Origin of the sequence: Leptolyngbya sp. GGD (assembly GCF_026735145.1) — a bacterium.
GTDB classification, from domain to species: domain Bacteria; phylum Cyanobacteriota; class Cyanobacteriia; order Leptolyngbyales; family Leptolyngbyaceae; genus Leptolyngbya; species Leptolyngbya boryana.
In genome coordinates this window covers 653,882-667,464 of the sequence record NZ_JAPQKE010000003.1, presented here as the reverse complement: position 1 = coordinate 667,464, position 13,583 = coordinate 653,882, and the positions used below count along the sequence as shown (strand labels likewise).

Below are 13,583 nucleotides of genomic sequence, written 5' to 3'. Positions count from 1 at the left end.
CTGATTTACATTCCTGCATTGAGAACCTGTTTTGCGGTGAGATCTAGCTCTGAGAAGGTAGGAGAAACGACGCGATCACCTTCCTGAAAACAGCCAATTTCTTGATATTCATTTCCATTCAGAGCAAGGACAGTCACGGTATTGAGATTCGGATCGATAATCCAATATTCAGCAATTCCCCGCAGCGCATACTCTTTGCGTTTCTCAACGTAATCACGATCTCGCGATCGTTGATCTTCTTCACTGTTGGAGACAACTTCAACCACTAGCAAGGGCGGTGGCATCTCAGCTTGCAACACTCGACTTCCGCTCAAAATTGCAGAGACAGATTCTTCTGTATGCACAACTAGATCGGGCTGTCGTGCTGTTACTCTCGACGAACTAACAACAATTTGATGCCCAGTCGCCAAACGATAATGAGGAATACCCAATCTTACAAACGTCACAATCAGGAATACTGCAATCGTGTTGTTAATGGGCATCTCCGGCGGCATCTCGACTAATTCTCCATTCACTAACTCATAACGGGTGTCTGTCCCGTCGTCATAGTCAAGATATTCCTTGATCGTTCTAAACCTCGGCTTGGCTTGGGTCATGGCTTCTCTCCTTCTAAGCCGATGATAACTTAAAGGCATTGCCTCACAACTTCCGTGAAGTTTGGTGTCTAGAATAGCAGCAGGTTAGGATTCGACTGAATCTCACATTCCAGCCTGTAAGATTTGTTTTGCAGTGATTTCTAGTGCTGGAAATACCGGAGAAACGATGCAATGATTATCTTGAAAACAGCCAATTTCTTGATATTCATCCCCATTCAGAGCAAGGACAGTCACGGTATTGAGATTCGGATCGATAATCCAATATTCAGCAATTCCCCGCAGCGCATACTCTTTGCGTTTCTCAACGTAATCGCGATCTCGCGATCGTTTGTCTCCTTCGCTGTTAGAGACAACTTCAACCACTAGCAAGGGCGGTGGCATCTCAGCTTGCAACACTCGGCTTCCGCTCAAAATCGCAGAGACAGATTCTTCTGTATGCACAACTAGATCGGGCTGTCGTGCTGTGACCTTAGTTGAACTTGTTACAACCTGATGACCAATCACCAATCGATAATGAGGAATTCCGATCCGTAAAAATGTCGCAAACAGAAAACTAACAATCAAATTGTTAATGGGCATTTCCGGCGGCATCTCGACTAATTCTCCATTCACTAACTCGTAACGGGTGTCCGTCCCGTCGTCATAGTCAAGATATTCCTCGATCGTTCTAAATCTCGGTTTAGCTTGGGTCATCGCTTTTTCCTCGATCACTTAAAGGGATTGGAGCGTTATAGGCGCAAGGGTTGAGAGTATCTGAACATCGATTGAATCTCACATTCCAGCCTGTAAGATTTGTTTTGCAGTGACTTGTAGTGCTGGAAATACCAGAGAAATGATGAAATTATTGTCTTGAAAACAGCCAATTTCCTGATATTCGTTGCCATTCAGCGCGAGTACAGTCACAGCACTGCGATTCGGATCGATGATCCAATATTCAGAAATTTCCCGTAGGGCATACTCTTTACGCTTTTCAATGTAATCGCGATCGTAATTCTCGCTTCCAGGATTTCCCGGTGAAACAATCTCAACAACTAGCGTTGGAGATGGGATGTTCGATGTAATCACATCGCGATTTGCTCCATCTAGTGCATCTGCACAATCTTGCGATAGCACGACGAAATCAGGCTGTCTAGCTGTAACTTTGCGATTCGTTACCGTGATCTGCGTTCCGATCGCAAGCAACCTTGACGGCAAACCTAACCGAAGAAAGACTTCAAACAGAAAGGATGCAATCTGGCGGTTTAACCTACTTTCCGGCGGCATCTCGACTAATTCTCCATCAACTAACTCATAGCGGATGTCCGTGCCGTCGTCATAGTCAAGATATTCCTCGATCGTTCTAAATCTCGGCTTGGCTTGAGTCATCGCTTTTTCCTCCTGACCTGATGATAGCTTCGATCGAGCTTCTAAAATAAGTCATAGTTCTTCAGGTTTGAATGTATGCTTTCGACGTTTGTGATTACCCTGCGAGAAGGTGTAGAAGCTGCTCTCGTTGTCGGAATTGTGTTGGCGTATCTGAACAAAGCGAATCGCTCGTATCTGAATCCTTGGGTTTACGCTGGCATTGCAGCAGGAATTCTCGCAAGCGTTGCAATTGGAACCATATTTATTGGAACGTTATCGAGTTTAGACACGACTAATCAACTGTATTTAAAACCATTGCTCGAAGCGATATTTGGACTGATCGCGATCGCGCTTTTAAGTTGGATGCTGATCTGGATGACCCGACAAGCAAAATCCTTAAAAGGTGAAGTCGAACTCGAACTCGATCGCGCCATTCAAACCAATGCCGCTTGGGGCATTTTTGGCATTATCTTTTTTGCAGTTCTGCGAGAAGGCTTTGAAACTGTTGTGTTTATCGCTGCCCAATTTCAGCAAGGTGGCTCACCTGTGATTGGTGCAATGGGTGGACTCTGTGGGGCGACGATCATCGGGATTTTATTGTTCAAACTCGGCATTAAAATCAATCTCAAGCAGTTCTTCCAAGTCATGGGAATCTTTTTACTCTTGATTGTTTCGGGCTTAGTGATTGGAGTACTCGCACATCTGAATAAAAGTTTAGTGCTCAATCCAAACTTCCCCTGTAATCAAGATTCTTGCATTTTAGGCGGCTTGATTTGGGATACTTCGCAAGTCCTACCTCAAAAACAATTTCCGGGCGTGATTTTGCATACCTTGTTTGGTTATGTCGATCGCTTTTACTGGGCAGAAGCGATCGCATACTTCACCTTTTTGGCGACAGTTGGAACCCTCTACCTCAGAAGCCTTACGGAACCAAAACAGGCAGTGCCTTTGGAATCACCTTAAAGTGAGCAGGAGTTGAAGTTGTAATCTCGCCATCTGTGTTGATCGATTTTGGGGTGGGACAGTACACAAAGAACTCCTCTCCTGCCCAAGTCTGTACCCAAGGCGATCGCGTTTGTGTTCCTCGTCTCAATGCAGGCAAGACAGCTAGCATTTGCCACCAATGATCAATCTCAAGGCTATACAAATCTAGGCGACCATCAGTAATGGCAGCATCTTCTGCGACAGTCATTCCCCCGCCATAGTAACGCCCATTCCCGACAGCAATTTGAATGGTTTTCACTTTCTGAGACTGACCATTGATGACAATTTCCGCTTTAAATCTCCGCGATTTCCAAAGCACTTTCAACGCAGTCGCTGCATAAGCTAAGACTCCCCACCGCCGTTTGACCGATTTCGTCAACCCACGCGTAATCTGCACACTCAACCCCAAACTTGCCACATTGAAAAAATAGTGACCATTTACCCAACCTAGATCGATATGCTCCACTTTCCGACCTGCAACGACCTGACACGCTTCCGCTAAAGTGGACGGAATGCCCAAAGTTCGAGCCAAATCATTTGCAGTTCCAAGCGGCAAAATTCCCAGTGGGAGTTGCGTTTCCACAATACCCGGTACGGCTGCATTCAACGTTCCGTCTCCTCCACCCACAATCACTAAATCAACCTGATCGCGATGGTCTCGAATCACTTGTGGCAGTAAGCTAGGACGATCAATCGGCGCTTCGATCAGTTCAAAGCCAACCGATTGCAGTTGAGCGATCGCTGCTTCGAGTTGTTGCTGACCTTTGCGAGCATTGCGATTAACCAGAAGTAGCGCACGATGAGCCATGATAAACGTCAAGGTAAGGGAACGGATGCAGCAATCTTAGCGGATGGCAGGTATTCTCGCATGTGTCTATGGCGGTGAAGTATTGAAACTGGAGTGGGGAGTGGGGAGTAGGGAGTGTTGACAAGTAGTTCTTCTGTCTCTGCATCTCAACCTAAAAATAACTTCCTCACCCATCGCTTTGAGTCAACTCTTTTTGAGTCAAAACGATCGGTGAGGAAGCTTGTCATCTTCTCGCTTACAGCACGCCTGCGTTGCTCAGTCCGAGAATTACACCAGCACCTAGAACATGTCCAAAGCTCATCGTTCCTAAAAGTTCAGGAACTCCGAATCCTTCAAACAATGCAGGAGTGCTAACGGGAAGTTTCGCGCCAACTCCGCGATTTTTGATCGCAAAACGTCCGATCGCAACTGAAAACAAACAGCACAGCGTCATGGTGATTCCGACACCCGGTGACCATTCGATCGTCCGAGGTGCAGCCGTAAGAAGTAATGAGTAAAGCAAAGTTTTTCTCCTATGTCTTGCTAAATTGACACATTCACCAAGATCATAGATACCCGGTTGTGGATTTCTCTGGTCGCTTTTGTTGAAAGAGTTAACACATGAAAAAGTTAACTCAGTGAGACAACACCCTTCGCTTCCAATTCTGCTGCAACCCGCAACACTAAGGCTTCCTGATAAGGAGCAGCGATAATTTGCACTCCTAACGGCAATCCTTCTCGTTTCACTGGAACCGAAATAATTGGTAATCCAATGAATGAAAGCGGTTGTGTAAAAATGCCAATATTCGGGCGCACGAGCATCTCTTGCCCATCTAAAACCATCGTTTGCTGTCCAATCCGAGGCGCGACACAAGGAGTCGCTGGAGCCAAAATAATATCGACTGACTGAAAAACTTCGCGGACTTGATCGCGAAACCACTGCCGAAATCGCTGCGCTTGCAAGTACCATTGTGCTGGCATCAATGCTCCCGCCAACAAGCGATCGCGCACAGCCGGATCAAAATCCTGGGGACGAGTGCATAGATGCTCAAAATGCAAATTCGCTCCCTCTACCCCCGTCATCACAAATGCGGCTGCCCTTGCCCGATGCGCCTCTGGCAAGATCATGCGCTCCGTTACCCCCAACGCTTCTGCCACTTTCTGAACAGCTTCAAAGACTTCTGGCTCAGCACCTTTGGCAAAGTAACCATCCGCGATCGCAATTCTCAATCCTTCACTGCCTTTTGCCAGTTCGGGTAAACAAAGTTCGGGCGGTCTTTGGGTACACACTGGATCGCTCGGATCGTAACCCTGCATCAGGTCAAACAGGAGTGCAATGTCACGAGTCGATCGCGCAAACGGACCGAGATGATCCAAACTGCCCACAAACGGATAGGTGCGCGATCGCGGTAGTCTCCCATAGGTTGGCTTGAGTCCAAAAATCCCGCAGAACGAGGAAGGAACGCGAATCGAGCCATTCGTATCAGACCCTAAGCTAAACGGGACAAGCCCTGCTGCTACGGCTGCCGCTGAGCCGCCGGATGACCCTCCTGCGACTCGCTCTAGATCATGCGGATTACGGGTAACTCCATAGTGTGCATTCTCAGTCGTGAACCCGTAAGCAAACTCATCCATCGTGAGCGCGCCGACTAAAATTGCACCTGCCTGCTTCAATCGAGCCACTAGCGTTGCATCTTCAGTCGCAGGTGGATTGTCAGCATTGATTTTAGAACCTGCTAACGTTGGAATTCCTGCGACATCGAAGAGGTCTTTCACGGCAAAAGGAACCCCCGCTAAGGCTCCAACTTCTTCTCCTGCCGCAATTTTTTGATCGATACGATCGGCATCTGCGATCGCTGACTCTGCCAAAACCGTTGTAAAGCAGTTATAAGTTTGATTCTCCTCGGCAATTCGAGCCAGCGCCGCTGCTGTCACAGACTTTGCGGTGACTTCGCGGTTTGCAACAGCAGTCGCAATTTGAGTCGCATCAGGAATCGTCATGGTTCAAACACCGGGGCAATTTCAATCTCTTCGGGAAGCGGAAACTCTAACACCAATTTCGCAACAGTCTGAATTCGCTGAAAGTTGGCAACGACACTCTCTCGATACTCGTCCGGAATCGGCATCGCAACCACTTCAGACATCACCTCGACAAATTTCTCCGGGTCATTCGTCATTTTTTTGCCTCGGTATAAGCTCGCCACCCGCCGTATTCAGTAATCTCGACCTGCCCTTCACACAGAAAAGGTTCGCCCAATACGCCTAATACTTCTTCGCCATCAATCAGCCGAACTTTCCCGATCGACAATCCAGGCGGTTCCTGCATCAATAGGGTTGCTAATCCACTGGCTGGAACTTCCCACACTTCGACTGCCACTGCAACGCCATTTTCTTTGACTTTCAACATTGCCGGATGACGATCGCCAATTGACCAAATTCGATAGGCTGGCTCAGTCTGCGTCTCTCGCAGAAATTTCGCCTCGATGGCTAATAAGTTTTGATTGAGTTCAAGCCCGCGCATCAATGTACCATTGACCGCTAAGCGCACCGCACTATTCATTGAAACTGATAGAGACTACATATTCTGTCTTAAGTAGTGTACAAGTGCTTGCAATCCTAAACGGTAGCTCTCGGCTCCAAATCCACAAATTTGTCCGATCGCGACTGGAGCAATATAAGAATGATGTCTAAATTCTTCGCGCTTATGAATATTGCTGAGATGCACTTCAACCGCTGGCAGATTCACACCCGCGATCGCATCTCGGATGGCAACACTCGTATGCGTATATGCACCTGGATTAATTAAAATTCCAGCATGACGACCCATCGCATCGTGGATAAGATCAACAAGCGCGCCTTCGTGATTCGATTGCGCTGTGGCAATTTCAAACCCGAGCGACTGAGCTTCCTTTTCTAAAGCCTGATTAATTTCGTCCAGCGTAACAACCCCGTAAACTCCAGGTTCTCTTTTACCCAGGAGGTTCAAGTTTGGTCCGTGGAGAACCAAAATGCTATCCAACTCACTTGCCTCGTAAGTAGCGTCAAACTAGCGATGACGAGGGCGGTCGTGAACGGGGATTGGGATCAACTCTGCTTCAGGTTCTTCTTCAGGACCTAAGAGGGTTTCGATCAAGCGACGTGCCCATTCTTTAAGCTTTTCTAATACCTTTTCAACGTAATCCATCAGTCAGACGGCTCCTTTGATAGGGTCTAAATTTTGCTCAATCAGCGATTGAAGCGTAACCTAATTTTATCAGGCGGATTTTGGAAAACCAATGATCCCGGAGTAGGAAGATCGGCTATTTAAACATCATACCGAAAGATAGATTAAACGCAAGTTATAAAACTTAAGACTTGTTTAACAACCGCCGCCGGAGTTGATCCAAGGCGCTGCAAGCACTGACTTGACGAACCCATTCTCGACCGCGATCGCCAAATTGATACGGTTGGCTTGTCGCGCCTTCAGCATTTGCTAAGCCAATATAAACCAGTCCCACGGGCTTCGCGTCCGTACCCCCCTCTGGTCCTGCGACACCTGTGATACTCACGCCCCAAGTTGTATTCAGTTGAGTACGCACTCCCATCGCCATCTGTTCGGCAACAATTGCGCTCACGGCTCCTTGCTCGGCGATCGCACTTGGATCAACGCCTAACATTTTTTCTTTAACTGAATTGTCATAAGAGATAATTCCGCCCCAAAAGTAGGCTGAGCTTCCTGAAACACGAGTCAGCATTTGTCCTAACCCGCCACCTGTACAAGATTCAGCAACGCTCAGGGTTTCATGACGCGATTTCAGCAAGTCACCGACTACAGAAGCTAACGTATCTTGATCCGCGCCATATTGATCAATGCCTGCAATCTCGCTCAATTGCTGTTCGATCGGCGTAATTAACGCTTGGGCAGCTTCAGCAGAAGCAGCCTTCGCTGAAATTCTTAATTTTACTTCTCCATAGTTGGCATACGGCGCAACAGTGGGATTTTGCAAATCAAAAAATGGTGCAACTTTTTCAGCCAGTGCAGATTCTGAAATGCCCCAAAATCTCAGCGTTCGACTCACGATGATGTCTTTTCCCCAGCCTTGCGATTTGAGATAAGGTACAGCGACTTCACGCCACATATACTTCATCTCAGTCGGAACCCCTGGAAACGTCAGAATGGTCAGATTAACGCGCGGCTGCCAAATCATACCGGGCGCACTGCCGATCGCGTTGTACAAGATGTCTGCACCTTCCGGAATCAAGGCTTGCTTGCGGTTGTTATCGGTCATCATCCGACCGCGTTGAGCAAATTTCTGCTGAATGTCTTCGATGATTTCTGGCTTTTCAATCAGAGGCGTTTGGAAAAAATCTGCGATCGTTTCGGTCGTCAAGTCGTCTGGAGTCGGTCCTAATCCGCCTGTGAAAACGATCAAATTTGCGCGATCGCTGGCAATTGCGATCGCCTGTTTCAACCGCTCAGGATTATCTCCCACCACAGTTTGAAAGTAATGGGGAATGCCCAATTCCGCAAACTGCTGCGCTAAAAACTGAGCATTCGAGTTCAGAATATCGCCGAGCAAGATCTCTGTGCCGACGCTAATAATTTCTGCGTTCATCGTGCGGTGCGCCAAACTTGCCAACTCGTTACGCTTAAGATCACTGTCGCCGCGATCGCATATCCCACTCCGCTTGGCATTCCTGATACTGCCATCGCCAAACTCCCTGCCCAAAGCGTCAGCGAGTAGATAAACAAAACCGCCAACCGTTGCGAGAGTCCTGCTTTAAGAAGGCGGTGATGTAAATGTCGCTTATCCGCCACAAACGGAGATTTTCCGCGCCGTAAGCGATCGAGAATCACAGCAGACATATCCAAAATCGGAACCGCCAAAATTACGTAAGGCAACAAGACTGCGACAGTCGTGACACTTTTCACAAGACCAATCACACTCACAGCAGCGAGAGTAAACCCGATAAAATACGCCCCACCGTCACCCATAAAAATCTGAGCCGGGTTGAAGTTGTAGCGTAAAAATCCAAACGCTGCTCCTGCCAAAGCCGCTGCAAATAATGCGGCATGAGGCTGTCCCATAAACAGACAAGTCCAAAACATCACAAAAGCTGCGATGCCTGACACTCCGGCTGCTAAGCCATCTAACCCATCAATCCAGTTAATTGCATTTGCCATTCCCACCAACCAGACCACGGTAATGGCAAGACTTGCCCATTCTGGCAATGCCGACAATCCTAATCCGGCAAGCGGGTTCGTCAAGAAATCAATCTGAACACCGGATTGCCAAACCAGCCCGGACACGACCACTTGCAGGATTAATCGGGTTTTCGGTGAGAGGTTAAACAAGTCATCAGCCAGCCCGATCAAAAAGAAGGCGATTCCACCGATCGCGACTCCTAAGACCTCTGACTCTTTTCCAGGTCTGAGGAAATCAAATCCTCCCATTCCCCAAGCGACCAACATCGCCATCACGACCCCAATAAACATGGCAACGCCACCCAGTCGCACCATGGGACGTTGATGAACTTTGCGATGGTTGGGCTGATCGACCAAGCCAATTCGCCTGCCATAGCGGTTGATGATGGGGGTTGTCACGATAACAACGAGGAAAGAAATCAGGAATGCGGCAAAAAACGACGGCATTAGAAATCGTAGGTAGGAAGAACAGAAGCTTCAGGGAGAGTGTACTACGGATTCGCGAATCCTTCGCAAAGAATTATGAACCACGGTTGACTATTTAATTCATAAATTTATTTTGATATTTATCATCTATCGCAAGATTTGTTCACTCAAACACAACGAAAGGCATCCTGAAGGGGATGCCTTTGTCACGATTATTCGGCGCACTCGACTCGAATCAGGAAGGATTGGAAGCAATCCTGTGAGGAGGTAGGGAGATAGGGAGAACTCAGATACAGATTACTCCCTATCCCGCTATCCAATTGATGGTAGTGAACTACGACTCCCTATCATTTCCCTAGACCAGCGCTGGAACTTGAGCCGCAAGATGCGGATAAAGCGGGAAGCGTTCGCATAATGCAGCCACTCGACGACGGCAATCTTGAGCGACGGTGTCGTCTTCTGGGCTGAGTAAGCGATCGGCAATAATATTTGCGATCTCGGTGAATTCTGCTGTTCCCATACCGCGGGTCGTCATGGCAGGCGATCCCAGTCTTAGACCACTGGTGACAAACGGCGATTCCGGGTCAAACGGAACCGTATTTTTGTTTGCCGTGATGTTGACACCGCTGACGAGTTGATCAGCAATCTTTCCGGTCATTTTGATCGATCGTAAGTCTACCAACATTAGATGATTGTCAGTTCCGTTTGAAACGATCTTGAAGCCGCGATTTTGCAACTGAGATGCCATTGCTGCGGCATTCTCAATCACCTGACCCGAATAGGTTTTGAATTCGGGCTTCAATGCTTCCCCAAACGCTGCGGCTTTTCCAGCGATCACATGCTCCAAAGGTCCGCCTTGAGTTCCAGGGAAGACAGCTTTATCGAGTTGTTTACCCAATTCAGCATCGCGAGTCATGATCAGACCGCCTCTCGGCCCACGTAGCGTTTTGTGCGTTGTTGTCGTTACAACATCACAGAACGGAATCGGGTTGGGATGATGTCCAGTGGCGACTAATCCAGCAATGTGAGCAATGTCAGCGAGTAAGTATGCGCCGATTTCATCTGCGATCGCTCTAAATTTTTCAAAGTCAATCACACGCGGATAAGCCGAATAGCCGCAAATCAGCAATTTCGGACGATGCTGAAGGGCTAAATCGCGAATTTGGTCATAATCCAATTGCTCAGTCGCTTGACTCACGCCATAGTGCTGAACGTTGAACCATTTTCCTGAGACGTTGACGGGCGATCCGTGGGTCAAGTGTCCGCCGTGGGACAAGTCCATGCCCATGATCGTGTCACCCGGTTTGAGCAGCGTGAGGAAAACAGCGAAGTTTGCCTGTGCCCCAGAGTGAGGTTGAACGTTGGCGTGAGCCGCTCCGAAGAGTTCTTTCGCGCGATCAATCGCGAGTTGTTCGACGCGATCGACAAATTCGCAGCCACCGTAGTACCGCTTATTGGGCAAGCCTTCTGCATATTTATTGGTCAAAACTGAACCTTGCGCTTCCATCACCGCTGGCGATGTGAAGTTTTCGCTGGCGATCAGTTCGAGGTGATCGCGTTGGCGTTGGAGTTCTTGTTGAAGCATTTCGGCGAGTGCGGGGTCACTCTTAGCGAGAAAGTCTGATTGAGTCACAGTGCTAATTCCTTTAATTCGTCGATTCGGAAGTCGTCCTTCGAGTCGCGCGATTGAGCAGTGAAACGAGACGCGAATCAAGGGGTAAAACAATCTGAGACGGCTCAATCACGAATCGGGCGCTTCCAAGATTTCCGATCATAACGCTCTTCGATCGAGACTTTCGTGCAATCCCTAAATTTTTGTATGAACTTTGAGAAACTAACAAATTTGTTCTAACCAGGCTGTCAAGTCGCGCATTGTTGTGAAGTTGAGTAGAGCGATCGCTAAGGATTCCAATTGGTCAAGAGTCAAGGTGGAAATTTGAGCGATCGTTTCTTCTGAAAGCGACCCAAGTTTCTGATTCAGTTGAAGTAAGACAAGCGATCGACACTCATACTCTCTACCTTCTTCTCTGCCTTCTTCTCTACCTTCTTCTCTACCTTCTTCTTTTGCCTCTTGATAAACCCGTGTCTGTTGAAGTGAAGTTCCTAGCATCTGTTCAATCTCCTGCCGACCTAGGTCTGTGAATTTGTAAACGAGAATTGTAGTGACCATCTCTATGATGTCACGTCTTTTTTGTGTTGAAAATTCGGACTGCTGCACTCGATCGAGCAAGCCACGAGCAGATTCAAAGGCGCGATTTTCAGCGATCGTCGTGAGCACCATCAGTGCAATTCCCAACGGCAACTGTTCTATCTCGCCTAATTCACTCAAGTAAATTCGACAAACCCGATGCCCTCCTAATAGATCCTCAAACGGAAGAGTATCTGATTGCTCAGTGCTGCGTGAAGGATAAATTACGACTCCTCGCCAATCTGAGAACTTCGTCCGATTTCGGTAGAAGTAAAAAGACGACTCACTAAATAACCTTTCATACAGCAGTTCATCTTTTTGAAATTGCACTTCGCAGAAATAGACAATTCCAGCAGCCTCAGAATCAGGCGGCAGAAATACGCCATCGATCTCAAATTTTGGCTCTTTGACTGCAACCGAGTCGAATCGATAAGCTTCTGCATTCAGGGGTGGGGAGTCTAGAAGCTCGAACAGAAGCGAGGGAGATTGCCGAAACAGCGCATAAAAGATCGAATCACGACGCATAGAAGACGAGGGAGAACTGAAGCAATTGTACTATTATGTCCGATTAAAAATTAAAACTTCCCGGTGAAGATTCATTAGAAGATGAAGGAATAACCGACTCACGGTATACTCCCTCTCGTATTGAGCAAGTAGAAAACGTATGGTAGCGGTGGCAATTCTGGCAGCAGGTCGCGGAACACGGATGAAATCGGATTTACCCAAGGTGTTGCATCAGTTGGGAAGTCGATCGCTCGTTGAACGAGTTTTGGGCAGCACAACTGCGATCGCGCCTTCTCGTCGATTAGTGATTGTTGGCTATCAGGCAGATTCAGTTCGAGAAGCATTAGCAGATTATCCAGACGCGATCGAGTTTGTTGACCAAACCGAACAGTTAGGAACAGGTCACGCAATTCAACAATTGATTCCATCTCTAGAAAACTTTGACGATGATCTCATCGTTTTAAATGGCGATCTCCCACTTTTACGCCCCGAAACGCTTTCTCTGCTTCTTGAAACCCATCGCGCAAAAGGTAATCCAGCAACCTTACTTGCAGCCCATGTTCCTGATCCGACTGGATATGGACGAGTCTTCTGTGACGAGAATCAGATTTTGACCGAAATTGTCGAGGATCGAGACTGTACCCCTGAGCAGCGATTAAACGATCGCATGAATGCAGGCGCATATTGTTTTCGCTGGAAAGATCTGGTTCAGGTTTTGCCCAAGCTGAACTCTAATAATGAGCAGAAAGAGTATTACATCACAGATGCGATTAACTTCTTTGATGCAGTGACTGTGGTTGATGTCCCGGATTATCAAGAGGTTTTGGGGATTAACGATCGCGCTCAACTGGCTGATGCTTATGCGATTTTGCAGAAACGAATTCGCGATCGCTGGATGCGAGAAGGCGTGACCATCATTGACCCCAATAGCGTCACGATCGACGATACGGTCGAACTTGAAGCCAATGTGACGATCGAGCCACAAACCCATTTACGTGGCAAGACAACGATCAAGACTGGAAGCCGTATCGGGCCTGGAAGCTTAATTGAAGACAGCCAAATTGGAGAGAACGTAACGGTTCTATTTTCAGTCGTGGCAGGCAGTGTGATTCATTCCAATTCCCAGATTGGGCCTTATTCACATCTAAGAGCACCCGTTGAGATCGGGCAGGGTTGCCGAGTCGGGAATTTTGTGGAATTGAAAAATACGAAACTAGGTGAGAAAACGAATGCGGCGCATTTGTCGTATTTAGGAAATGCGACGATCGGCAATCGCGTCAATATTGGAGCCGGAACGATTACCGTCAATTATGACGGCGTGAAAAAATATCCAACGACGATCGGCGATCGTACCAAAATCGGCTCAAATAATTGTTTGGTCGCGCCAATTACGATCGGGGAAGATGTCACAACCGCAGCAGGTTCGACGATCACCGAAGATTTGCCGAATGATTGTTTAGCGATCGCGCGTGCCCGCCAAGTCGTTAAACCCGGTTGGAAACGCAAGGATCAATAAATCGCTCTGGTTCTAATTCAGAAATCCCGCTCAATCCTCCAAATTTGGGGAGA

17 protein-coding genes are annotated in these 13,583 nt (G+C 47.7%); 2 read left to right on the top strand and 15 right to left on the bottom strand.

Going from position 1 to position 13,583, the window contains the following annotated elements; all coding sequences use genetic code 11:
- Nucleotides 1-5 precede the first annotated feature (5 nt).
- The 3 genes from OU814_RS18125 to OU814_RS18115 form a co-directional block, all read right to left on the bottom strand.
- Complete coding sequence (locus tag OU814_RS18125) at nucleotides 6-596, bottom strand: Uma2 family endonuclease (RefSeq protein WP_268184598.1); 591 nt, start codon at nucleotides 594-596, stop codon at nucleotides 6-8.
- A 102-nt stretch (nucleotides 597-698) separates the two neighbouring features.
- Nucleotides 699-1,289, bottom strand: a complete 591-nt coding sequence (locus OU814_RS18120; protein WP_268184597.1) for a Uma2 family endonuclease — start codon at nucleotides 1,287-1,289, stop codon at nucleotides 699-701.
- Nucleotides 1,290-1,367: 78 nt separating this feature from the next.
- Entirely contained in the window at nucleotides 1,368-1,961 is a 594-nt protein-coding gene (locus OU814_RS18115; protein WP_268184596.1) for a Uma2 family endonuclease, read from the bottom strand.
- Between the two features lie 75 nt (nucleotides 1,962-2,036).
- Here OU814_RS18115 and OU814_RS18110 point away from each other — a divergent pair, with 75 nt between their 5' ends.
- Nucleotides 2,037-2,903, top strand: coding sequence for an FTR1 family iron permease (locus tag OU814_RS18110; RefSeq protein ID WP_268184595.1), 867 nt, complete (start codon nucleotides 2,037-2,039; stop codon nucleotides 2,901-2,903).
- On the opposite strand, the gene OU814_RS18105 is transcribed toward OU814_RS18110, so the two are convergent.
- From OU814_RS18105 to OU814_RS18050, 12 genes are all read right to left on the bottom strand, one after another.
- A complete protein-coding gene (locus tag OU814_RS18105; protein ID WP_017288131.1) occupies nucleotides 2,863-3,732 on the bottom strand; it encodes a lipid kinase in 870 nt (289 codons plus the stop codon). The two genes, OU814_RS18110 and OU814_RS18105, sit on opposite strands and share 41 nt — an antisense overlap.
- A gap of 235 nt (nucleotides 3,733-3,967) precedes the next feature.
- Nucleotides 3,968-4,234 carry a photosystem I reaction center subunit PsaK gene (psaK, locus tag OU814_RS18100; protein ID WP_026148626.1) on the bottom strand — a complete coding sequence of 89 codons (267 nt, stop codon included), beginning with the start codon at nucleotides 4,232-4,234 and terminating at the stop codon, nucleotides 3,968-3,970.
- Nucleotides 4,235-4,341: 107 nt separating this feature from the next.
- Entirely contained in the window at nucleotides 4,342-5,712 is a 1,371-nt protein-coding gene (locus OU814_RS18095; protein ID WP_268184594.1) for an AtzE family amidohydrolase, read from the bottom strand.
- Nucleotides 5,709-5,888: a DUF4089 domain-containing protein gene (locus OU814_RS18090; protein ID WP_190652308.1), complete on the bottom strand. Its 180-nt coding sequence runs from the start codon at nucleotides 5,886-5,888 to the stop codon at nucleotides 5,709-5,711. Before OU814_RS18090 ends, OU814_RS18095 begins: the two co-directional genes overlap by 4 nt.
- Complete coding sequence (locus OU814_RS18085) at nucleotides 5,885-6,271, bottom strand: allophanate hydrolase-related protein (protein ID WP_190652309.1); 387 nt, start codon at nucleotides 6,269-6,271, stop codon at nucleotides 5,885-5,887. The genes OU814_RS18090 and OU814_RS18085 overlap by 4 nt, the downstream gene beginning before the upstream one ends.
- Nucleotides 6,272-6,286: 15 nt before the next feature.
- Entirely contained in the window at nucleotides 6,287-6,730 is a 444-nt protein-coding gene (gene aroQ / locus OU814_RS18080; protein ID WP_190652310.1) for a type II 3-dehydroquinate dehydratase, read from the bottom strand.
- A gap of 27 nt (nucleotides 6,731-6,757) precedes the next feature.
- Nucleotides 6,758-6,895 carry a hypothetical protein gene (locus OU814_RS18075; protein ID WP_017288125.1) on the bottom strand — a complete coding sequence of 46 codons (138 nt, stop codon included), beginning with the start codon at nucleotides 6,893-6,895 and terminating at the stop codon, nucleotides 6,758-6,760.
- Between the two features lie 163 nt (nucleotides 6,896-7,058).
- Nucleotides 7,059-8,306, bottom strand: a complete 1,248-nt coding sequence (locus OU814_RS18070) for a competence/damage-inducible protein A (RefSeq protein WP_190652311.1) — start codon at nucleotides 8,304-8,306, stop codon at nucleotides 7,059-7,061.
- Nucleotides 8,303-9,343 (bottom strand): glycosyltransferase family 4 protein, encoded by a 1,041-nt coding sequence (locus OU814_RS18065; protein WP_017288123.1) that lies wholly within the window; start codon nucleotides 9,341-9,343, stop codon nucleotides 8,303-8,305. The genes OU814_RS18070 and OU814_RS18065 overlap by 4 nt, the downstream gene beginning before the upstream one ends.
- Before the next feature lie 334 nt (nucleotides 9,344-9,677).
- A complete protein-coding gene (gene glyA, locus OU814_RS18060; RefSeq protein WP_268184593.1) occupies nucleotides 9,678-10,955 on the bottom strand; it encodes a serine hydroxymethyltransferase in 1,278 nt (425 codons plus the stop codon).
- Between the two features lie 13 nt (nucleotides 10,956-10,968).
- A complete protein-coding gene (locus OU814_RS18055) occupies nucleotides 10,969-11,097 on the bottom strand; it encodes a hypothetical protein (RefSeq protein WP_263970826.1) in 129 nt (42 codons plus the stop codon).
- A gap of 59 nt (nucleotides 11,098-11,156) precedes the next feature.
- The gene (locus OU814_RS18050; protein ID WP_268184592.1) at nucleotides 11,157-12,035 is read right to left on the bottom strand and encodes an Rpn family recombination-promoting nuclease/putative transposase; all 879 of its coding nucleotides are present in this window, start codon (nucleotides 12,033-12,035) and stop codon (nucleotides 11,157-11,159) included.
- A gap of 139 nt (nucleotides 12,036-12,174) precedes the next feature.
- Here OU814_RS18050 and glmU point away from each other — a divergent pair, with 139 nt between their 5' ends.
- Nucleotides 12,175-13,530: a bifunctional UDP-N-acetylglucosamine diphosphorylase/glucosamine-1-phosphate N-acetyltransferase GlmU gene (gene glmU / locus OU814_RS18045; protein ID WP_268184591.1), complete on the top strand. Its 1,356-nt coding sequence runs from the start codon at nucleotides 12,175-12,177 to the stop codon at nucleotides 13,528-13,530.
- Nucleotides 13,531-13,583 lie beyond the last annotated feature (53 nt).